At 66.1% G+C, this 21,040-nt stretch carries 15 protein-coding genes; 4 read left to right on the top strand and 11 right to left on the bottom strand.

Going from position 1 to position 21,040, the window contains the following annotated elements; all coding sequences use genetic code 11:
• The first annotated feature begins 60 nt into the window (after positions 1-60).
• The 4 genes from mutS (at position 61) to ACQZF9_RS06120 (ending at position 5,778) form a co-directional block, all read left to right on the top strand.
• Complete coding sequence (gene mutS, locus ACQZF9_RS06135; RefSeq protein ID WP_428312370.1) at positions 61-2,667, top strand: DNA mismatch repair protein MutS; 2,607 nt, start codon at positions 61-63, stop codon at positions 2,665-2,667.
• Between the two features lie 133 nt (positions 2,668-2,800).
• On the top strand, positions 2,801-3,784 hold the full coding sequence (locus ACQZF9_RS06130; RefSeq protein ID WP_428312369.1) for a sensor domain-containing diguanylate cyclase: 984 nt from the start codon (positions 2,801-2,803) through the stop codon (positions 3,782-3,784).
• A gap of 223 nt (positions 3,785-4,007) precedes the next feature.
• Positions 4,008-5,291, top strand: coding sequence for an EAL domain-containing protein (locus ACQZF9_RS06125; protein WP_428312368.1), 1,284 nt, complete (start codon positions 4,008-4,010; stop codon positions 5,289-5,291).
• Between the two features lie 184 nt (positions 5,292-5,475).
• Positions 5,476-5,778: a hypothetical protein gene (locus ACQZF9_RS06120; protein WP_428312367.1), complete on the top strand. Its 303-nt coding sequence runs from the start codon at positions 5,476-5,478 to the stop codon at positions 5,776-5,778.
• 83 nt (positions 5,779-5,861) lie between these two features.
• On the opposite strand, the gene ACQZF9_RS06115 is transcribed toward ACQZF9_RS06120, so the two are convergent.
• The 11 genes from ACQZF9_RS06115 to ACQZF9_RS06065 all read right to left on the bottom strand — a co-directional run bounded on the left by ACQZF9_RS06115 (position 5,862) and on the right by ACQZF9_RS06065 (position 21,014).
• Positions 5,862-9,035: a methyl-accepting chemotaxis protein gene (locus tag ACQZF9_RS06115; protein WP_428312366.1), complete on the bottom strand. Its 3,174-nt coding sequence runs from the start codon at positions 9,033-9,035 to the stop codon at positions 5,862-5,864.
• Between the two features lie 25 nt (positions 9,036-9,060).
• A complete protein-coding gene (locus ACQZF9_RS06110; RefSeq protein ID WP_428313380.1) occupies positions 9,061-9,849 on the bottom strand; it encodes a transporter in 789 nt (262 codons plus the stop codon).
• 314 nt (positions 9,850-10,163) lie between these two features.
• The gene (locus ACQZF9_RS06105; RefSeq protein ID WP_428312365.1) at positions 10,164-10,652 is read right to left on the bottom strand and encodes a chemotaxis protein CheW; all 489 of its coding nucleotides are present in this window, start codon (positions 10,650-10,652) and stop codon (positions 10,164-10,166) included.
• Positions 10,653-10,670: 18 nt separating this feature from the next.
• A complete protein-coding gene (locus tag ACQZF9_RS06100; RefSeq protein ID WP_428312364.1) occupies positions 10,671-12,710 on the bottom strand; it encodes a chemotaxis protein CheA in 2,040 nt (679 codons plus the stop codon).
• 10 nt (positions 12,711-12,720) lie between these two features.
• Entirely contained in the window at positions 12,721-13,086 is a 366-nt protein-coding gene (locus ACQZF9_RS06095) for a response regulator (protein ID WP_428312363.1), read from the bottom strand.
• Positions 13,087-13,123: 37 nt separating this feature from the next.
• Positions 13,124-13,438, bottom strand: coding sequence for an STAS domain-containing protein (locus ACQZF9_RS06090; protein WP_428312362.1), 315 nt, complete (start codon positions 13,436-13,438; stop codon positions 13,124-13,126).
• A gap of 12 nt (positions 13,439-13,450) precedes the next feature.
• Positions 13,451-14,653: a methyl-accepting chemotaxis protein gene (locus ACQZF9_RS06085; RefSeq protein WP_428312361.1), complete on the bottom strand. Its 1,203-nt coding sequence runs from the start codon at positions 14,651-14,653 to the stop codon at positions 13,451-13,453.
• Between the two features lie 165 nt (positions 14,654-14,818).
• The gene (locus ACQZF9_RS06080) at positions 14,819-15,871 is read right to left on the bottom strand and encodes a protein-glutamate methylesterase/protein-glutamine glutaminase (RefSeq protein WP_428312360.1); all 1,053 of its coding nucleotides are present in this window, start codon (positions 15,869-15,871) and stop codon (positions 14,819-14,821) included.
• A gap of 17 nt (positions 15,872-15,888) precedes the next feature.
• Complete coding sequence (gene cheD, locus ACQZF9_RS06075) at positions 15,889-16,512, bottom strand: chemoreceptor glutamine deamidase CheD (RefSeq protein WP_428312359.1); 624 nt, start codon at positions 16,510-16,512, stop codon at positions 15,889-15,891.
• Positions 16,509-17,396: a CheR family methyltransferase gene (locus ACQZF9_RS06070; protein ID WP_428312358.1), complete on the bottom strand. Its 888-nt coding sequence runs from the start codon at positions 17,394-17,396 to the stop codon at positions 16,509-16,511. The genes cheD and ACQZF9_RS06070 overlap by 4 nt, the downstream gene beginning before the upstream one ends.
• A gap of 9 nt (positions 17,397-17,405) precedes the next feature.
• The gene (locus ACQZF9_RS06065; protein ID WP_428312357.1) at positions 17,406-21,014 is read right to left on the bottom strand and encodes a methyl-accepting chemotaxis protein; all 3,609 of its coding nucleotides are present in this window, start codon (positions 21,012-21,014) and stop codon (positions 17,406-17,408) included.
• Positions 21,015-21,040 lie beyond the last annotated feature (26 nt).

Below are 21,040 nucleotides of genomic sequence, written 5' to 3'. Positions count from 1 at the left end.
CTCCTACATGGCGATCAGAAACCTGCAGCGATCGCCAGCGCAGCTTAAAATCCGCGGCTCATGGAAAAGCCCAACCTGTCCGCGCACACGCCGTTGATGCAGCAGTATTTCGGCATCAAGGCCCAGCATCCGAATACGCTGGTGCTGTTCCGGATGGGCGATTTCTACGAGCTGTTTTTCGACGACGCGCGCAAGGCCGCGCGGCTGCTCAACATCACGCTGACGCGGCGCGGTGAATCCGCCGGACAGCCCGTGGTCATGGCCGGCGTGCCGGTGCATGCGATGGAGACCTATCTCGCGCGGCTGATCAAGGCCGGCGAGTCGGCGGTGATTGCCGAGCAGGTCGGCGTGGCAGCGTCTGGCGCAAGCGCGGGCGTCGAAAAACTGGTGCGCCGCGAAGTGGTGCGCATCGTCACGCCGGGCACCGCCACCGACGACAGCCTGCTCGATCCGCGTTCGCAGAACCTGCTCGCGGCGGTGTGCCAGTTCAAGGATCGCTACGGTCTGGCTTGGATGGAGCTGTCATCGGGGCGCTTCAGCCTGCTGGAAACCGCCAGCGAATCGGATCTGCGTGCCGAGCTGCATCGGCTGCGGCCCAGCGAATTGCTGGTCGCCGACGGTGACGGCTCGCTGCCCGAACTCGGCCTGACGGCGCTGAATCGCCCGGTCTGGCATTTCGATCCCGCGTCGGCGTATCGGCTGCTGCTGACGCAGTTCGGCACGCGCGATCTGCGCGGTTTCGGCTGCGAGGATCTGAGCGCGGCGATCGGTGCCGCCGGCGCGCTGCTGCAGTACGTGCAGGAGACGCAGAAGTCGCTGATGCCGCATCTGAGCGGCATCAAGCTGGAGCAGCCCGAAGAGACGCTGATTCTCGATCCGGCGACACGGCGCAATCTGGAAATCGACCGGCGCCTGTCCGGCGAACTCGAATACAGCCTGCTGCACGTGCTCGACAGCTGCATCACCGCGATGGGCAGCCGCGCCCTCGCCCGCTGGCTGCTGCGGCCGCTGCGCGACCGCGTCGAACTCGATGCGCGCTACGGTGCGATCGCCAACCTGCTCGATCACGAGCGCGACCATCAGCGGCTGACCGCGCTGCGCGAGCGGCTGCGCAATGTCGCCGACGTCGAGCGAATTCTCGCGCGCTGCGCGCTGCGCTCGGCGCGTCCGCGCGATCTGGCCGGGCTGCGCGACACGCTGGCCATGCTGCCGGAACTCGCACGGCTGACACAGCCGCTGGAGGCGCCGCGGCTGGCGGCATTGACCGCCGCGCTGCAGCCGCATCAGGCGCTCGCCGACACCCTGCTGCGCGCCTTGCACGAGCAGCCGCCGCTGACCGTGCGCGACGGCGCCATCTTCAAGAGCGGCTTCGATGCCGATCTGGATCATCTGCGCGAGCTCTCCGAGAACGCCGACAGCTTCCTGATGGAAATGGAAGTGCGCGAACGCGCCGCGTCCGGCATCGACACGCTCAAGGTCGGCTACAACCGCGTGCACGGTTTCTATATAGAAATCGGCAAGACCCATGCGGCGAAAGTGCCCACGCATTACACGCGCCGGCAGACCCTGACGCATTACGAGCGCTACATCACCGAGGAACTCAAGCGTTTCGAGGACCAGGTGCTGTCGGCGCGCGATCGCGCGCTGGCGCGCGAAAAGCAGCTCTTTGAGGCGCTGCTCGACCAGCTCGCCGCCGAACTCAAACCGCTGCAGGCGACCGCGCAGGCGCTGGCCGAACTCGACGTGCTCGGCTGCCTGGCCGAGCGCGCGAGCACGCTGAACCTGAGCCGCCCGCAGCTGGTCATTGAGGATCGCCTCGACATCCAGCTCGGCCGTCATCCGGTGGTCGAGCACATGATCGGTTCGGCCTTCGTGCCCAACAGCCTGTGCCTGGACACGGACACGCGCCTGCTGGTGATCACCGGTCCGAACATGGGCGGCAAGTCCACCTACATGCGCCAGACCGCGGTGATCGTGCTGCTGGCGCATGCCGGCTGCTTCGTGCCGGCGCAGAGCGCGTGCATCGGTCCGGTGGATCGCATCTTCACGCGCATCGGCGCGGCCGACGATCTGGCCAGCGGCCAGTCGACTTTCATGGTCGAGATGAGCGAGACCGCCAACATTTTGCACAACGCGACGCGGCGCTCGCTGGTGCTGATGGACGAAATCGGCCGCGGCACCTCGACCTACGACGGCCTGTCGCTGGCGCGCGCCTGCGCCGAACACCTGGCGACGCAGGTCGGCGCCTACACGCTTTTTGCCACGCATTACTTCGAGCTGACCCAGCTTGCCGACCGCCTCGCCGGCATCGCCAACGTCCATCTGGACGCAGTGGAGTTCGGTGGCGACGTGCCCAAGCTGGTGTTCCTGCACCAGGTCAAGGCCGGGCCGGCGAATCGCAGCTACGGCCTGCAGGTCGCCGCGCTGGCCGGCCTGCCGGCCAGCGTGGTCGCGCGCGCGCGGGGCTATCTGGCCGAGCTGGAACGCACGCCGGTGGCGCAGGCGCCGCTGAGCGAGCCGGCCGCGCAGCTGCCGCTGCTGTTGCAGCCGGCGCCGGGCGCGCCGCCGGAAGTGCTGCGCCTGCTGCGCCAGATCGACCCCGACGGCCTGAGCCCGCGCGACGCGCTGGACTGGCTGTACCGGCTGAAGAACGTGCTGGGTCCCTAGCCGCCAAGCGCGCCGCCTACGGAATCTCATTGCCGGCGGATGCATCGGCTTTGTGGTTTTTTTGTCCCCAAGGACCCCATTCGCGACGCGGCGTCGCTAGCATGGGGCTACGGGACAAGACCGATACGCAGCAATGAACGAAAGGGGTAAGGCGGCGCGGCGCGACTCGAAAAAGCTGCGGCGCATCGCGCAGAGCAACGAGTACTTCGAATGTATTGCGCGCATCGCCAGCCGCGCGCTGCAGCTGCCGGCGGCGGCGGTGGTCACGGCGGGGCCTGCGCGGATCGAGCTGCGCGGCAGCGTCGGCATCGAAGAGCTCGGCATCGCCGATCACACCGCGTTCCTGACGTCGGCAACCACCCCGGGCGAGCCGCTGATCGTCGCCGATCTTTCTGCAGATCCGCGCTTCAGCTCGCTGGCGATCGTCAGCGGCGCGCCGAGGCTGCGCTTCTATGCCGGCGTCGCGCTGGCCGATCCGGGTGGCGCTTACGGCGGCGCGCTGAGCCTGGTCAACACGCGCGCGCGTCGCCTCGGCGCCGCAGAGCAGGCCAGCATCGCCAGCACCTTGCTCGACCTCGGCGGGCTGATCGAACACGAGCTGCTGATGCGCTCGATGATCGGCAGCGATCCGCTGACCGGCCTCGACACGGCCGGCCACGCGATGCAGGAAATCGAGCGCGAATGGCGACGCAGCCAGCGCACGCATCAGCCGATCTCGGCGCTGGTGATCGACGTCGACCAGCTCGGCCGCTACAACGATGTGTTCGGCTATCCGGCCGGCGACCGCTCGCTGCGCCTGATCGCCGGGAAGCTGGAGACGCTCTTCCGCCGCAGCGGCGACATGCTGGTGCGGCTGGGCGGCGACCGCATCCTGGCGCTGCTGGTCGGCACCGACCTCGACGACGCGCTGAAGATCGGCGAATCCAGCCGTCAGCAGATCGAGGCGATGCAGCTGGGCGATCGCGAGCAGATGATCCGGCTGACGATCTCGATCGGCGCGGCCAGCGTCGACGGCGATTTCTCCGGCGACTGGCAGCAGCTGCTGCGCCGTGCCAGCACCGCGCTGCGCCGCGCCAAGACGCTCGGCGGCAACCGGCTGGAGAGCGAGACGCCGTAGGTCGCGTCGGGCGCTTGCGTTATCGGCTGTAGGAACCATGCCATTACAGGTTTGCCCGCTGTGGTCGATAGCTATTGCAACCAGTCCCGCAATGGCGTCCGCAGCGCGGCGCCGGCGCTGCGGACAGCACCCTCAATCGAAGCCGCGCCGGCGACCGGCGCAGGCCGCCCAGGAGACAAGCAATGCGACGTCCACCGCACGACAGCCGGACGCCGGAGTCGGCATGAAGCGTTCGGGTTACACCAGGCTGATGGCCGAACTGCAGGGCTGGAAATCGGAGACACCGGCCGCGATGTTCTATGTCGACCTGTGCCATCTGAGCGCGGTCAATCGCCTGGCTTCTCCGCTGGTCGCCGACCAGCTGGTCGAGGCGGTGATGCAGCGGCTCAAGAGCTGGGCCGGCAACGACGGCCTGTCCGCCCGGTTGTGGAGCGACGAGTTCGTCGCGATCAAGACCATGGATCACGCGCAGCAGGCGGCCGAAGAAGCCAAGAGCCTGCGCGACGCGATGACCTCGCTCACCTACACCGGCAGCCACGGCGCAAGCTCGCTGGCGGTGTCGATCGGCGTGATGCCGCTGCGCGCGGCCAACGATTGGCCGTCCGTGGTCGCACAGGCCGAAGAAGCCTGCGACAGCGCCAAGCTGCGCGGCCTCAACCAGATCTGCTTTCACAACACCGCCAATCGCGTGCGCCGCGCGCATGGCGGATCGGACGCGGTCACCGAGTTCCGGCGCTATCTCGACACCGGCGCGCTGACGCTGCAGCCGCAGCCGATCATGGACATCCGCGCGCGTGAACCGCGCATCGCCAAGGCCGAATTCCTGTTGCGCATCGAGCGCGAACCCGGCGTCTATTCGCCGCCGCCGCCGGGCATGATCGAAGCGCTGGAGCTGCACGGCCTGTCCACCGAACTCGACCAGTTTTCCTCGCAGCATCTGCTCGCCTGGCTGGACGAACATCGCTCGCTGCTGGATCGCCTCGACAATGTCTCGCTGAACCTGTCGGCGCCATCGTTCGTGGACGGCCTGTTCATGGGCAAGCTGTTCGACGAGGTGCGCCACGCGCGCCTGCCGCGCAACAAGCTGTGCATCGAAATCACCGAAACCGCGGCGATCCAGCATTTGAACGTCGCCGCCGAAATGATCCTCGACTTCAAGACACTGGGCTGCCGCTTCAGCCTCGACGACTTCGGCTCCGGCCTGTGCTCGTTCGGCTACCTGCATTCGCTGCCGGTGGACGAGGTCAAGATCGACGGCACCTTCATCCGCGAACTCGCGCAGAGTTCGGTGTCGGAGAAAATCGTCCGCGCGATCTACCAGGTCGCCCGCGCCACCAACAAGACCACGGTCGCCGAATTCGTCGACGAGCCGCGCAAGCTGGCGATACTGCAGGAAATCGGCTTCGACTATGCGCAAGGCTGGCTGTTCTATCCGAGCGTCCCGGCGGAAAAACTGATCGAGCTGGTGATGGTCGACCGTCGCGCGCCGATCCGCGTCGACAGCTAGCCGCGCCAACGCCGCAATCCACCCGCAGGCCAAGGGGCTGCGCTCGCCACTGCGCGAGCGCCGCGGCGAGCGTTACTATCCAACGCAATACCGCGCGATCGGCGAAGACAACGCCGACCGCTTCCGCTTGCGTCCCAAACGTCGGCGAGCCCCGCGTCACTGCCGCGCCGACCGGAGAGTAGCGATGAACGACTATCTGCTGCTGATGCACAACGATGCGCGTCAGCAGGATCCCGCCGACAGCGCGCCGGCCTGGGATGCCTACCTTGCCATGCTGCGCGCGACGGGCCGCTTCGACGGTGGCAGCTCGATCGGTCCCGGCCTGTGCGTCAACAAAAGCGGAACCGCCGGCGAGATCAGCACCCGGCTTGTCGGCTATTTGCGCGTACAGGCCGAGGACATCGTGGCGGCAAGGGCCTTGATCAAGGGCAACCCGGTGTTCGAATCCGGGGGCACCGTCGAGATTCGTCTGCTGCCCCGCGACTGAAAGCACGTCGACGCCGCAAAAAAAACCCGGTTCATCGCGAACCGGGCTTTGACATCGACAGCATCAAACTACAACGGCCTCGATCAGAACTCCTTCCACTGATCGCTCGCCGCGCCGGAGCCCGCCGCCATGCGACGCGGCTCGATCGATGCCGCTGCGGATTGCGCGCGTTTGAAGGCGACCGGCCTGGCCGGCGCGGGCTTGCTCGCCGGCTTGCTCGCCGGCTTGCTGCCCGTGGGGTGTACCAACACCGGCCGTGATGCGAAGACCGGCGCCGCGGCTTCCTGCGCCGAATCGTCGAGCCTGAAGCGGGCCACCGAGTGCGCCAGGCCGTTGGCCTGTTCTTCCAGCGAGCGCGCCGCAGCCGATGCTTCTTCCACCAGCGCCGCGTTCTGCTGCGTCACTTCGTCCATCTGCGTGATGGTCTGGTTGACCTGCTCGATGCCCTGGCTCTGCTCCTGCGAGGCCGCCGTGATTTCGGCCATGATGTCGGTCACTCGCTTCACGCTCGTCACGATCTCGTCCATCGTGCGGCCGGCCTGCTCCACCAGCTTGCTGCCGCTTTCGGCCTTGTCGACCGAGTCGCCGATCAGCGTCTTGATCTCCTTGGCCGCCGCGGCGCTGCGCTGCGCCAGGCTGCGCACTTCGGCCGCCACCACCGCAAAGCCGCGGCCCTGTTCGCCGGCACGCGCCGCTTCCACCGCAGCATTCAGCGCCAGGATGTTGGTCTGGAACGCGATGCCGTCGATGACGCTGATGATGTCGACGACTTTCCTCGACGACTCATTGATCGCCGCCATCGTCGTGACCACCTGGCCGACGACGGTGCCGCCCTTGACCGCGATGTCACTGGCGCCGATCGCCAGCTGGTTGGCCTGCTTGGCGTTCTCGGCGTTCTGCTTGACCGTCGAGGTCAGCTCTTCCATCGACGAAGCGGTTTCTTCCAGCGACGCGGCCTGTTGCTCGGTGCGCCCGGACAGGTCGTTGTTGCCGGTGGCGATTTCGCGTGAGGCGGAATTGATGGTGTTCGTCGCCGCCTTGATCTGGTTGATGCTGTCCGCCAGCTGCTTGATGCTGCGGTTGCTGTCCTCCTTGATCTTCTGGAACGCGCCCTGGTACTCGGCATCGATGCTCTGGGTCAGATCGCCTTCGGCCAGCGCGCCGAACACGCGGCCGATATCGCCGATCACATCGCTCATGTTCGCGACCAGGCTGTTGACGTCCTCGCACAGGTCACGCACCGCGCCGGTCTTGCCTTCCAGCGAGATACGGCGATCGAGATCGCCGGCGCGGGCCGCGCCGACCACTTCCTTGGTCTGCTCCACCGCCTGCTGCAAGACGCGCGACGCGAGTACCTGCTCGGTCACGTCGCTGGCGTATTTGACCACCTTGAACGGCTTGCCTTCGGCGTCGATGATCGGGTTGTACGAGGCCTGCAGCCAGATTTCCCGGCCGTCCTTGCCGATGCGCTTGTACTGGCCCGCGTCATACTCGCCGCGACGCAGGGTCTCCCAAAACTGCTTGTAGGCGGCACTCTGACGATCGGACGGATCGACGAACAGGCTGTGATGGCGCCCCTTGATGTCGGACAGCGTATAGCCGACCGCGCTGAGGAAGTTTTCGTTGGCGTTCTGGATCATGCCGTCCATCGAAAACTCGATGACCGCCTGAGCCTTGCCGATCGCGGCGATCTGGCCCTGGTAGTCGGCGTTGCGCAGACGATCGACCGTGATGTCGGTTGCGTACTTGACCACTTTGAACGGCTTGCCGTTGACGTCCATGATCGGGTTGTAGCTCGCCTCCAGCCAGAGCGTCTGGCCGTCCTTGCCGATGCGCTTGTACTGGCCGCGATCGTAGCGGCCGTTGCCGAGACGCTCCCAGAAATGCTTGTAGTCGGCGCTGTCGCGGTAAGCCGGCTCGACGAACAGGCTGTGGTGCCGGCCCTTGACCTCATCGAGCGTATAACCGACCGCCTTCAGGAAGTTTTCGTTGGCATCGAGGACGACGCCGTCGAGACCGAACTCGATCACCGCCTGCGCCTTGCCGATCGCCGCGATCTGGCCCCTGAAATCGGCATCACGCTCGCTCTGCCGCAGCTCGACGGTGATGTCGCGCCACTCGACGATGAAGCCCAGGCGAGCACCGGCAGCGTTGATGATGGGATTGACCACCAGCGAAAAGCTGCTGGTGCCGAAGTTCAGGCGCGTGGTGAAGGTCTTGTCGAGCCTGGCCAGCATGCCGCGCTGGTGCGAGGGGTGCTTGTGGAAGCGGTCGATGTTGATACCGACAACTTCCGTGGCCCTGAAATCCGGCAGATCCTTGCGGATTTCCGGCTCGGCCTCGACCAGCATTTTCTTGATCGATTCGTTGACGTAGACGACGTTGAGATCGCCGTCGGAAATCATCACGTTGGTGCCCACGGCGTTGAGGCCCTGTTCGATCCGCGTCAGGCGATCGGTTACGAGCTTGTCGGCGCCGTGTTGTTCCTGCAGCGTCGCTTGCATGCGCTGCAGCGCGGCCATCAGGCTGCCCTGGCCGCGCGGGCCGATTTCGATTTTTATGTCGAGCTCGCCGGCGGCGATGCGCTCGGCCGCAATCTTGGCGTCGATGGGGTCGGCTCCGAGCTGGTCGAGGATGCGACGGCTGAGCAATACACCCAGCAGCGTCAGCAGCACCGACAGCAGCACCAGCGAGACGACCTGGAACACCAACACATTGTGCGCGCTGCGATCGGCTGTCGTGCCGACCGCAGTGGCATAGGCTTCGATGTCGTTGCCGAATTCGGACAGCGTGCCTTCGAGTTCGGTGAACCGTCGCTCCAGCTCGGGCATGGCGCGCCGCGCCGCTGCGACATCGTGCCCGGACAACGCGATGATCTCCGCCGCCTGGCGCCCGTAGGCTTCGAGCTGCGGTTGCACTTGCTGCAGCTTGCCCTCGATCTTGGCATCGCCGTGCAGCCTGGCCAGCGCGGCCAGCATGGCGTTGACGTTGCCGATATGCCGCTGCAGGTCGTCGGCCTTGGCCTGGGCTACGGTCGCGTCGGCGGTGCCGGATGCCAGGCTGCTGAGCACGTCGGAGTGGATCGCGTCGTGCATCATGTCGACCTGCATCTGCTCGCGGACCGCCTTCGCCAGATTGCGTTCGGCATCGGTCTGGGCCAGCAGCCGGCTCTGGCCATACCATCCCACCAGTCCCAAAGTAAGCGCGGCCGCGATGCCGGCGACGCTGAGCAGCATCAGTTTTTGCTTGATTTTCATGAGATCCTCGAGTTCTGCTTTTTGTTTACCAGCGGCTTGATATGCCGACAGCGATGACGAAATCAGGTGTGTAGCGGTTGAGCCCGACGTAGGCAGCGGTGTCGAGCTGGATATCCCTGCTCAGCAGCCAGGCCAGGCCGGTGTCGAAGCTCAGCTGGGTATCGGCGTGATCGTCAGCGGCGATGTTCTCGGCGGCGAGTTCGACGAAACTGCGCAGCTGCGGCGTCCAGCTGTGGCCGAGCGTGATGCCGGCGAGTGCCGCGACATAGCGCTCGTGCTGATCGTCGCTGTCGAGCACGATGCCGGGCATCACGCCGAGGCCGCTGTCGTAGGGCAACTCCCATTCGGCGACGTAACGCAGCGATGGACGCGCGCCATGGCCGCGATAGGCGCTGCTGCCGCTGGGCAGATCGACGTGCAGCAGCACCGCGCTGGATGCCGCGGCCGGGCCGGGTTGCGGGATGTGGTACTTAAGCCCCAGCGACAGGTCGGCGATGCCGTCGCGGCTGCCGCCGTCATCGTCGCCGCTCTGGTGCAAAAGGCCATCGGTCTCCAGCCGCAGTTCGGTCACCGCGCCCAGACCCACGCGCAGCAGCGTCGGCGTCAGCAGCAGCTGCGCGCCGCCGTCAAAGCCCTGGTCGCGCTCGATGGCGACGCTGGTTTCGAGCTGGATCGCGGCCGCGCCGACGGTCAGGCTGGACTCGACGAAATCCGGGCGATCGGTGCTGATCGTCTCGGGTGCATCGTCGGTCGCCGACGCGGCTGCGGGTAGCGCCAGCAAGGCGAAACCTGCAAAGCCGAACAGGGTTCGGATCGCAGCTTGCCTCGTGTTGACGCGCTCACCCCTTCGGGCGGCACGCCTGGGCGCGCTGCTGCGCGGCTCCCTGCCTAGCCGTGCGGCGCGGACGAGCGCTTCACGCGAACGTGGATGGAACATGGTGCAGCTCCTATCGTTTTAGGACATCGCATTGGCATTTACTCAGGTGAAAAGCGGGAATTTCCCGAAGTGCATCAACTAAAAATGGAGCTGCAAGGTTTACTTATGAAATAGCTGGCACCGTGGTGCCGATGACTCTCTGATGTCGCTGCGTCGGTCTCACTTTCCTGGCGCCCGGACCGGCGCTTGAATCACGCTGCCAGCGCGGGCGCAACCGGCGCATACAAGGCCATGTCCGCACTGCCGAGCAGCTTTTCGATGTCGACCAGGATCAACATGCGCTCGTTGAGACTGGCCAGGCCCTGCAGGTAGGACGAGTCGAACGTCGAGCCGAACGCCGGCGGCGGCGCGATCTGATCGGCGCTCAGCGGCACCACGTCGCAAACGCTGTCGACGACGACGCCGACGATGCGGTCGGCGACGTTGAGCACGATCATCACCGTCAGGTGATCGTAGTCGGCGCGGCCGAGCTTGAAGCGCAGCCGCAGGTCCACCACCGGCGCGATCGTGCCGCGCAGGTTGACCAGGCCCTTGATGTATTCCGGCGCGTCCGGGATGCGCGTCACCGCGTCGTAGCCGCGGATTTCCTGCACCGCCAGGATGTCAATGCCATATTCTTCAGCGCCGAGCGTGAAGCTCAGATATTCGCGTGGCGCCTGCTGCTTTTCGTTGGGTTTCATGAAAGGGGTCCGTTTGTATCAGGCGGCCTGCGCACGGCCGGAATTGCGCACGATTTCGGTGACATCGACGATCAGCGCAACGCGCCCGTCGCCGAGGATGGTGGCGCCGGCAACACCGAAGACGCGGCGGTAATGGGCCTCCAGGCTCTTGATCACCGCCTGCTGCTGGCCGAGCAGGTCGTCCACCAGGATCGCCAGCTTCTGGTTCTCGGCCTCGACGACCACGGCGATCTGCTGATGCGCCTCGCGCGAGGTACCGGGAACATGGTAGAGATCGCGCGCCGAAATCATCGGGATGTATTCGTCGCGCAGTTTCAGCACCATGCCCTGGCCGGAGACGCGCTTGACCTGCTCGGGCAGCGGCAGCAGCGACTCGATGACGCCGTTGAGCGGCACGATGAAGGTCTCGCCACCGACGTCGACGAACATGCCGTCGATGATCGCCAGCGTCAGCGGCAGGCGGATGCGCACCGTGGTGCCCGAGCCTTCGTTGGATTTGAGCTCGACTTCGCCGCCGAGCGACTCGATGTTGCGCCGGACCACGTCCATGCCGACACCGCGGCCGGAGACATCGGTGACTTCGGCGGCGGTGGAAAAGCCCGGCGCAAAAATCAGGTTCCAGACCTCGCTGTCGCTGGCGTTGTCGGCGATGACCAGGCCATTGCCGCGTGCCTTGTCGATGATGCGCTGGCGGTTGAGGCCGCGGCCGTCGTCGATCACCTCGATCACGATCTGGCCGCCCTGATGCGCGGCGGTCAGCGTCATCGTGCCCTGAGCCGGCTTGCCGGCGCGGATGCGCTCCTCGGGCTTTTCGATGCCGTGATCGATGCAGTTGCGCACCAGGTGCGTCAGCGGATCGCCGATCTTCTCGATCACGCTCTTGTCGAGCTCGGTGCCCTCGCCGACCGTCTGCAGGCGCACCTGCTTGTCGAGACGCGCGGCCAGGTCATGCACCATGCGCGGGAAGCGGCTGAACACCGAGTCGATCGGCAGCATGCGCGTCGACATCACCGATTCCTGCAACAGGCGCGCGGTCTGTTCGAGCTGTTGCACCGAGGCCAGCAGGCGCTCGTGCACCAGCGGATCCAGGCCCTGCGTGTACTGCGTCAGGCTCGCCTGCGTAATCACCAGCTCGCCGACCAGATTGATCAGACCGTCGATCTTGTCGGTCGATACGCGGATCGAGCTGTCGGCCTGTGGGCGCGACCGGCCGGCGGACGGCGCAGCGGCCGGAGCCGCAGGCACCGCGGCGGCGGCCGCACGGGAGGTGGCCGCCGCCGCGACGCCGATCGGCACGACTTTGCTGGTGTTCACCGAGACGTCCGCGACGGCGGCGAGCGGCAGCGGCGTGATCGCCAGCTCGCACTCGTCCTCGACCCAGGCGAACATCTCGCGCACCTGGTCTTCACTGGCATCGCTTTCCAGCCGCAGCGTCCACCACAGATGGCAGCTCAAGGGATCAGCTTCGGCGAACGCCGGCACGCCCGACGCCACATGCAGTTCGGCATGCAGCCGGCCCAGTGACTCGACGCCGCGCAGGATACGCAGCGGATCGTTGCCGCTGGAAAACAGGTCGGTATTGGGTTTGAACACGATATGCCAGCCGCCGGCGGCGGCAGCCGGCGCTGCGGCGACTACGGGTGCCGGTGCGGCCGCGTGCTCGGCGGTGCCGCCGCTCAAGGCGGCCTGCAGCTCTGCCTGCAATTGCAGGCTCAGCGCCGCGTCGGCCACGCCGTTGTCGCGGGCCGCCACGAGCAAGGCACGCACCTGGTCGGCGGCACGCAGCAGCAGCGTCACCAGCGCCGCGTCGACGCCGCGGCTGCCGTCGCGCACCGAATCCAGCAGCGTTTCCACATGATGAGTGAAGCCGGCTACGGCCGCGAAACCGAAAGTCGCGGCACCGCCCTTGATCGAATGCGCGGCGCGAAAGATATCGTTGACAGTCTCGGCGTTGTCGATGCCAACCTCGAGTTGCAGCAGACCCTGCTCCATCGAGTCGATCCGCTCGAAGCTTTCTTCGAAAAACGCCTGGTGAAACCGGGCAAGATCAATGGACATGGTGAATGCCTTAGGTCAACACGCGCTTGATCGTGTTGATCAGCTGCTCGGGCACAAAAGGCTTGACCATCCAGCCGGTCGCGCCAGCCGCCTTGCCTTCCGCCTTCTTTTCCGGCGTGGACTCGGTGGTCAGCATCAGCAGCGGCGTGAACTTGTAGTCGGCCAGCCCGCGCAGCGCGCGCACCAGCGACAGGCCGTCCATATTCGGCATGTTGACGTCGGCCAGTACCAGGTCGAACTTCTGATTGCGCGCGATTTCCAGAGCGACCGCACCGTCTTCGGCCTCGGTCACGTCGAAGCCCGCGGAGCTCAAGGTGAAGGACACCATCTGGCGCATCGAGGTGGAATCGTCGACTGCGAGAATCCGGTTGGACATAGCGTGGTTACTCTGGGAAGGACTACAAAAGGGAAACTCAGGCGGCCTGCTGCGAAATCTGCAGCAGTGTGCTTGCACCGAGCAGCGAGGCTGCCTGGCGCAGGCTTTCGGACGGCATCAGGAATTCGACGGCCCTGCCGGCTTCACGCCGGTCGCGACAGAAAAGGCAGAACAGCTGCAACGCGGCGGTGTGCACGCGGCGCACTTCCGAGGCGTTGATCTGCACCGGCTCGCGCTGCTCCAGTCGCTGGGCGAGTTCGGCCTGCAGCGCCGGCGCCAGTTCGATGCCGAGATCGGCGCCGAGGCTGATCGGCGTTGCCGGCTGCTGCTTGCTGCTACGGGTTCTGGGCATGAGGTTCTCCGATCAAAACAGTTCGACGGCGCCGGAATCCATGCTCACCTGCGCCACCGGCTTGTGCTGCGGCAGGCGCCAATCGGACACGGTCAGCGCGGAATTGATCGCCGCGTTCGCTGGTGCCGGAACACGAAGCGCGGCAGCCGGCGCCGGTGCATGCACCTGGTCGTTGCCGCGAACCAGCGGCAGCAGCGCCGCCTCGTCGTTGATCGACACCAGGCGCGACACATGCGCGTCGGCCGCGGCGAGCGCCTGCGTGGCGATGTCCTCGAACTGCAGCGAGCGCACCGCTTCGGATACCGCGACGCCGATGCGTTCTCCGCTGCTGGAGACTTCCTTCATGCCGTCGCCGAGCACGCGGTTGATCTCGTCGATGCGCGTCAGCATGTGGTCGACTTCGCCGCGCGCCTGGGTGCTGCGCTGCTGGTGGCGCGAGGCCATGCCGCCGACGGTTTCGCGAACCTTGGCGATCGCGTCCTTGGAACTGGCGACGCGCTTGCGGATCTGTTCGTTGAAATTATTGGAGCGTTCGCTGAGATTGCGCACTTCTTCGGCGACCACGGCGAAGCCGCGGCCGGCTTCACCGGCGCGCGCCGCTTCGATGGCGGCATTGAGCGCCAGCAGGTTGGTCTGATCGGCGATCGAGCGCACGTCACCGAGCAGCTCGAAGATCGCGTCCAGGTGCGACACCATCGTGTCGATCTGCTGGATGCTGGCGATGCTCTGGTTGCTGACTTCGGACAGGGTGTCGACCAGCTCGCCGGTCAGGCGGCCCGCCATCTCGGCGAAGTGACGCACGCCGGCGCGCTGGGCCTCGGCGCCATCGGTCTGATCGAGAATCCGCGTGACCACCTTGTCCTGGTGGCGTGCGTGCTGGTTCATCGCCTCGAAGCTCGCCGTCAGCTGACGGATCGCACCCTGCACCAGGCTGCGAACCCGCGAAATTTCGTGGCGCAGGCCGTCGACCTCGTTGGCCAGGCCGTTGCGGATTTCCGCCAGGCTGCGATCGTGATTCTCGCGCTGCACGCTCGTCTGGCCGTCGGCACGCGCACGCTCGGCTTGCTCGCGGCGCTGGGTCCGGAAATGCCAGGCCCAGGCGGCGGCCAGCGGCAGCGCGAGCGTGGCAACGACGAGCGGCGATGGCTGCGTGAAAGCCAGCAGCAGGCTGCCAACCGATACGACTGCCGCGACTCCATCAGCTCTTGGTTTCATCATGTGCCCATCGTCCGTCGAGGCACACAGGCGTGCCGTCTCTCGTTGTTATCGGCTGCAGTCCGGCGGGCTTGAGGCCTCGGCGGGCAGTTTTTTCGTCGGTTTGCAGCTTTGCTACCGGCCACGCGCGCGCGTCGCGGGCAGCGTCGCGCCTGCGGCGCTCGATCACGCGGCCAGCGCGTCGCAGTGCGCCAGCAGCCGGCCGGCGATGTCCTGCAGGTCGCAGATCTGCTCGGCGCCGCCGAGTTTGAACGCGGCGCCGGGCATGCCCCAGACCACGCTGCTGGCCTCGTCCTGCACCAGAGTGCGGGCGCCGGCTTCGCGCATCGCGAGCAGGCCGCGGGCGCCGTCGTCACCCATGCCGGTCAGCACCGCCGCGACCGCGTTGGCGCCGGCGTGGCGCGCCACCGACTTGAACAGCACGTCGACGCTCGGACGATGACGGTTCTCCGGCGGCGCCTGATCCAGCCGGCAGACATAGCGCGCGCCGTCGCGCGCCAGGCTCAGATGCCAGTCGCCGGGCGCGATATAAACGTGGCCGGGGATGATCAGCTGGCCGTCGCGCGCCTCGCAGACGCTCATCGCCGAGCTGCGGTCCATGCGCGCCGCGAACGGCGCCGAGAACGCGGCCGGGATGTGCTGCGTGATCAGGATCGCCGGCGCGTTGGCCGGCATCATCGCCAGCACGTCCTTGATCGCCTCGGTGCCGCCGGTGGAGGCGCCGATGGCGATGATGCGGTCGGTGGTGCGGAACAGCTTGCTCGGCCGCGGTTGCGGCGTAGGGCGCGTCATTCCCAGGCCGCGTACTCGCGCGTTCGCCGCCGCCTTGATCTTCATGATCAGATCCTGCGCGTACTGGCGCACGCCAGCCTCGAGATCGATCTTTGGCTTGGTGACGAAATCCACCGCGCCCAGCTCCAGCGCCTGCAAGGTGACCTCGGCGCCGCGCTCGGTCAGCGACGACACCATCACCACCGGCATCGGCCGCAGCCGCATCAGGTTTTCGAGGAAGGTCAGGCCGTCCATGCGCGGCATTTCGACGTCGAGCGTCAGCACGTCGGGATTCAGTGCCTTGATCTTGTCGCGCGCCACCAGCGGATCCGGCGCGGTGCCGATGACGTCGATCTGCGCGTCCTGCGAAAGAAACTCGACGAGCAGCTTGCGCATCAACGCGGAGTCGTCGATCACCAGCACGCGGATTTTCTTGTTGGGTGTCATTGTCGTCATCGGTTTGGTTAGAACAATTCCACCGAACCCGCGGCGGGCTGGCGGCGCACGCGCTTGCGATAGCGCTCTTCGCTGATCGCCACTTCACGGGAGGCCACCGGCGGCAGGCGCTTGACGAGCATGCGGCCGGTCGCCGGAAAGTAGTGGACGCGGCGTGGGCAACTGTCGAACAGGTCGCGCGCGGTGAGTTGGATACGCTCGGCCTGCAGGTACGCCAGCGCGAACTGGCCGTTGCGGTCGCCGACCGGATTGAGCGTCATCCCCGGTAGCACGGCGCCGCCGCCGACCAGCTTGGCTTCGAGCCGCTCGCGCCGCGCGCCGCGCTTGAACAGCTCGTTGATCAGCACTTCCATCGCGTAGTTGCCGTAACGCGCCGACTCGCCGCTGGGGCCGCCGGTCATCGAGTCCGGCAGCATGAAATGATTCATGCCGCCGACACCGGCCACCGGATCGCGCAGGCAGGCCGAGACGCAGGAGCCGAGCACCGTGACCAGCATCAGGTCCTCGCTGGTGACGCGGAACTCGCCGGGCAGCAGCTTGATCGCCTGCGCCGAAAAGCGCGGATCGTAGTAACCGGTGTCGGTATTGGCGCCACTGGATATCCAGTCGCCCGCGGGCGCGCTGGCGCTCATGTGCCAACCCGCTTGTAAACCGTGCTGCCACAGGACTCGATCAGATCGCCGGCGTGGAAGAAGCTCTCCGAATGCCCGGCGAACAGGCGCCCGTCCTGGCCGAGCAGCGGCGTCATCCGTGCCAGCACCTGGTACTGCGTCGGCTTGTCGAAATAGATCATCACATTGCGGCAGAAGATCGCCCGGAAAGGTCCACGCATCGGGTAGCTGGAGTCGAGCAGGTTCAGCTGACGGAACGTGATCATGCTGCGCAGATCGTCGACGACGCGGCACAGGCCATCGTTCTCGCCGCTACCCCGGCGGAAGAACTGGCGCCGTCGCGCTTCGCTGACTTTCTCCAGCCGATCCATCGTGTAAACACCGTCGGCCGCGGTCTGCAGCACCTGCGTGTCGATATCCGTCGCCAGGATCGACAACGGCGGCTTCAGCGTGCCGAACACTTCGGCTGCCACCATCGCCATCGAGTAAGGCTCTTCGCCGGTGCTCGCCGCCGAACACCACAGCGTCAGGTGCTCGCCGGGCGCGCGCTGCGACAGCAGCTGCGCCAGCAAGACGAAGTGATGCTCCTCGCGAAAGAACGAGGTCAGGTTGGTGGTCAGCGCGTTGGTGAAAGACTCCCATTCCGGCGAGCCGGCATCGCCTTCGAGCAGGTCCAGGTAGGCGCGGAACGATTGCAGGTTGTGGGCGCGCAGCCGCCGTCCCAGACGGCTGTAGACCAGATCGCTCTTGCTGTCGTTGAGCGCGATGCCGGCACGGGCGCGAATCATCGCGCTGACGCGCCGAAAATCAGCCGGAGTGAACACGAACTCGCGCTCGTTCGGCTCCGCGGCCGGCGTCGCTTCAGGCGCCGCCGCGGTCCTTGATATCCTGCGTGCTTCAGACACGGCAGCTCCCTAGAACACGTTCCACTGGTCGGGGGTTTTGGCGGAGTTACCGCCGGATGAGGCCTTGGCTGCGGCGGCCGTCTTGCCGGCCGACGAGCCGCGACGCGGCGGGTTGGCGGCGCTGCTCTTGCCACTGGTGGCTCGCAGCATCGACACCTTGGGTGCCGGCCGATCGGCCGGATGCGCGCCGTTGGCGGCGTGCAGCGACTCGGTCTGCTCGGAGTCGAGCCGGAACTGCGCCACCGAGCGCGCCAGGCCGCCGGCCTGCTCTTCCAGCGAGCGTGCCGCAGCCGAGGCTTCTTCCACCAGCGCCGCGTTCTGCTGCGTCACTTCGTCCATCTGCGTGATGGTCTGGTTGACCTGCTCGATGCCCTGGCTCTGCTCCTGCGAGGCCGCCGTGATTTCGGCCATGATGTCGGTCACGCGCTTCACGCTGGTCACGATCTCGTCCATCGTGCGGCCGGCCTGCTCGACCAGCTTGCTGCCGGTGTCGACCTTGTCGACCGAGTCGCCGATCAGCGTCTTGATCTCCTTGGCCGCCGCGGCGCTGCGCTGCGCCAGGCTGCGCACTTCGGCCGCCACCACCGCGAAGCCGCGGCCCTGTTCGCCGGCGCGCGCCGCCTCCACCGCGGCATTCAGCGCCAGGATGTTGGTCTGGAACGCGATACCGTCGATGACGCTGATGATGTCGACGACTTTCCTCGACGACTCGTTGATCGCCGCCATCGTCGTGACCACCTGGCCGACCACGCTGCCGCCCTTGACCGCGATGTCGCTGGCGCCGATCGCCAGCTGGTTGGCCTGCTTGGCGTTCTCGGCGTTCTGCTTGACCGTCGAGGTCAGCTCTTCCATCGACGAGGCGGTTTCTTCCAGCGACGCGGCCTGCTGCTCGGTGCGCGCCGACAGGTCGTTGTTGCCGGTGGCGATTTCGCGTGAGGCCGAATTGATCATGTCGGTCGCGGCCTTGATCTGGGTTACGCTCTGGGCGAGCTGCCGCACGCTGCGGTTGCTGTCGTCCTTGATCTTCTGGAACGCGCCCTGGTATTCGGCGTCGATCGACTGAGTCAGGTCGCCTTCGGCTAGCGCGCCGAACACGCGGCCGACATCGCCGATCACGTCGCTCATGTTGGAAACCAGCGAGTTCACGTCCTCACACAGGTCGCGCACCGCGCCGGTCTTGCCGTCCAGCGGGATGCGCTGATCCAGATCGCCGACGCGCGCCGCGCCGACCACTTGCTTGGTCTGCTCCACCGCCTGCGCCAGCACTCGCGCGGCAAGCACCTGCTCGGTCACATCGCTGGCGTACTTGACCACCTTGAACGGCTTGCCTTCGGCATCCATGATCGGGTTGTAGATCGCCTGCAGCCAGATCTCGCGGCCGCCCTTGGCGATACGCTTGTACTGGCCGGTTTCGAACTCGCCGCGATTGAGTTTCTCCCAGAACTGCCGGTACTCGATGCTCTGTCGATAAGCGTCGTCGACGAACATGCCGTGGTGACGCCCCTTGATCTCGGCCAGGCTGTAACCCGTCGCTTGCTCGAATTTGTCGTTGGCTTCGCGAACCATGCCGTCCATGCTGAATTCGATGATCGCCTGTGCCTTGCCGATCGCCGCCATCTTGCCCTGGTTCTCCGCATCGGTCTGCCGCTGCAGCAGCTCGGCGGTGATATCACGCCACTCGACGACGAAGCCGAGACGCTCGCCGGCGGCGCCCACGATCGGGTTCACGATCAGCGAGAAACTGCGGCCGCCGAGATTGAGACGCGTGCTGAAAGCCTGGCTGAGCTGCGCCAGCATGCCGCGCTGGCGAGCCGGATTCTTGTGGAAGCGGTCGATGTTGGTGCCGACCACGCTGGCGGCGGAGAAGCTCGGCACGTCCTTGCGGATGTCCGCTTCGGCTTCGCTCAGCATCTGCTTGATCGAGTGGTTGACGTAGACCACGTTGAGATCTGCGTCGGCGACCATGACATTGGTCGCCACCACGTCCAGACCCTGCCTGATGCGCGCGGTTTCGGCGGCGTGCACTTTCTCGCGCGCTTCGGCGGCGAGTTCCAGCGTCTGGTCCTTCCATTCGACGACGTAGCCGAGACGCTCGCCCGCGGCCCCGTCGATCGGGTTGACGATCAGCGAGAAACTGCGGCCACCGAGCACCAGCCTGGTCTTGTGCGTGCTGGTCATCTTCGCCAGCAGGCCGCGCTGGAACGCCGGGTTCTTGTGGAACACGTCGATGTTGGTGCCGACCACGGTACTGGCGTTGAACGCCGGCACATCCTTCTTGATGTCGCTTTCAGCGGTGACCAGCATCTGCTTGATCGAGTCGTTGACGTAGACCACATTCAGATCCGCATCCGCCACCATGACATTGGTCGCGACCACGTCCAGGCCCTGCTTGATGCGTGCGGTTTCGGCGGCCTGTAGCTTCTCGCGCGCTTCTGCGGCGAGTTCCAGCGTCTGGTCCTTCCATTCGACGGCGTAGCCGAGACGCTCGCCCGCGGCGCCGTCGATCGGGTTGACGATCAGCGAGAAACTGCGGCCACCGAGCACCAGCCTGGTCTTGTGCGTGCTGGTCATCTTCGCCAGCAGGCCGCGCTGGAACGCCGGGTTCTTGTGGAACACGTCGATGTTGGTGCCGACCACGGTACTGGCGTTGAACGCCGCCACATCTTTCTTGATATCGCTTTCAGCGGTGACCAGCATCTGCTTGATCGAGTCGTTGACGTAGACCACGTTCAGATCCGCATCGGCCACCATGACATTGGTCGCAACCACGTCCAGGCCCTGCTTGATGCGTGCGGTTTCCATCGACTTGAGCTGATCGGCCCTGCTGCGCTCGCGCAGCAGGGTCTGCATGCGGTCGAGCGTGCGCAACAGCGAACCGGTCTCGTCGCGACTGGCATCGCCGATCGGATTGTCGAGGCGACCAGCGGCGATGCCTTCGGCCACCGCTACCGCCCGCGCCAGCGGGCGCTTGATGCTACGGGCAACCAAGGTACCGATCAGCACCGAGAGGATGCTGAGCAACAGGGTCGCGATGCCGATGGTCCACACCGACGTCGTGAAATGCTGTTTGAGGCGCTGCGACAGGACAACGTCGTCGCTGGCTTCGACCTCGAGCACGCCGTCGATCGCCTTGGCGGCAGCGCGACGCCATTCGCGCGAAGACGAGGCCAGCTCGCCGAGCTGTTCCCTGCGATTCGTGCTGACGGCGGCGACGATCTGGTCGCCGATCGAATAGTAATGTTTGGAGGTCTCGTCCATCGCCACCATGCGGTTGGCGAGTTCGCCGCCTCGGCTGCCGACCAGGGTCGCGTAGCGCTGGGCTTGCGCCTCGAAGTCGGCCCGGTCTTTCTGCAGGCGCTGGATGTAGTCGGCGCGCTCGTCGGCGTCGGTCTGATGCATCAGCTGCAGTTCGTCGATGCGCGTCTGCAGCAGCAGCGCCCGCATCGTCGTCAGCGCCTGGGTGCGCGGCAAGGAGTTCTCGTGCAGCTCGACGGCGAAGGCGCGAGCGGTGTCCAGGCGCGACAACCCGTAGGCGCCCAGAACGGCGGTCAGCACGCAGGCAATGGAAAACGCGAACAGCAATCGCCGCGCAATCGGCAGGTCGTCGAGGAATTTCATGAGTGGGGGAACTCCGTTTTACTGAT

Origin of the sequence: Hydrocarboniphaga sp., assembly GCF_965279055.1 — a bacterium.
GTDB lineage: Bacteria > Pseudomonadota > Gammaproteobacteria > Nevskiales > Nevskiaceae > Hydrocarboniphaga.
The sequence above is the reverse complement of the archived record's forward strand: the minus strand, read 5'-3'. Positions and strand labels throughout refer to the sequence as shown.

Excerpts from the sequence above, each read along its gene's own strand:
- ACQZF9_RS06130 (WP_428312369.1), top strand. The coding sequence starts at position 2,801 with ATGAACGAAAGGGGTAAGGCGGCGCGGCGCGACTCGAAAAAGCTGCGG.
- ACQZF9_RS06085 (WP_428312361.1), bottom strand. The coding sequence starts at position 14,653 with ATGAAACCAAGAGCTGATGGAGTCGCGGCAGTCGTATCGGTTGGCAGC.
- ACQZF9_RS06115 (WP_428312366.1), bottom strand. The coding sequence starts at position 9,035 with ATGAAAATCAAGCAAAAACTGATGCTGCTCAGCGTCGCCGGCATCGCG.
- ACQZF9_RS06065 (WP_428312357.1), bottom strand. The coding sequence starts at position 21,014 with ATGAAATTCCTCGACGACCTGCCGATTGCGCGGCGATTGCTGTTCGCG.
- ACQZF9_RS06125 (WP_428312368.1), top strand. The coding sequence starts at position 4,008 with ATGAAGCGTTCGGGTTACACCAGGCTGATGGCCGAACTGCAGGGCTGG.
- ACQZF9_RS06105 (WP_428312365.1), bottom strand. The coding sequence starts at position 10,652 with ATGAAACCCAACGAAAAGCAGCAGGCGCCACGCGAATATCTGAGCTTC.
- ACQZF9_RS06080 (WP_428312360.1), bottom strand. The coding sequence starts at position 15,871 with ATGACACCCAACAAGAAAATCCGCGTGCTGGTGATCGACGACTCCGCG.
- ACQZF9_RS06090 (WP_428312362.1), bottom strand. The coding sequence starts at position 13,438 with ATGCCCAGAACCCGTAGCAGCAAGCAGCAGCCGGCAACGCCGATCAGC.
- ACQZF9_RS06120 (WP_428312367.1), top strand. The coding sequence starts at position 5,476 with ATGAACGACTATCTGCTGCTGATGCACAACGATGCGCGTCAGCAGGAT.
- ACQZF9_RS06100 (WP_428312364.1), bottom strand. The coding sequence starts at position 12,710 with ATGTCCATTGATCTTGCCCGGTTTCACCAGGCGTTTTTCGAAGAAAGC.
- ACQZF9_RS06095 (WP_428312363.1), bottom strand. The coding sequence starts at position 13,086 with ATGTCCAACCGGATTCTCGCAGTCGACGATTCCACCTCGATGCGCCAG.
- mutS (WP_428312370.1), top strand. The coding sequence starts at position 61 with ATGGAAAAGCCCAACCTGTCCGCGCACACGCCGTTGATGCAGCAGTAT.
- cheD (WP_428312359.1), bottom strand. The coding sequence starts at position 16,512 with ATGAGCGCCAGCGCGCCCGCGGGCGACTGGATATCCAGTGGCGCCAAT.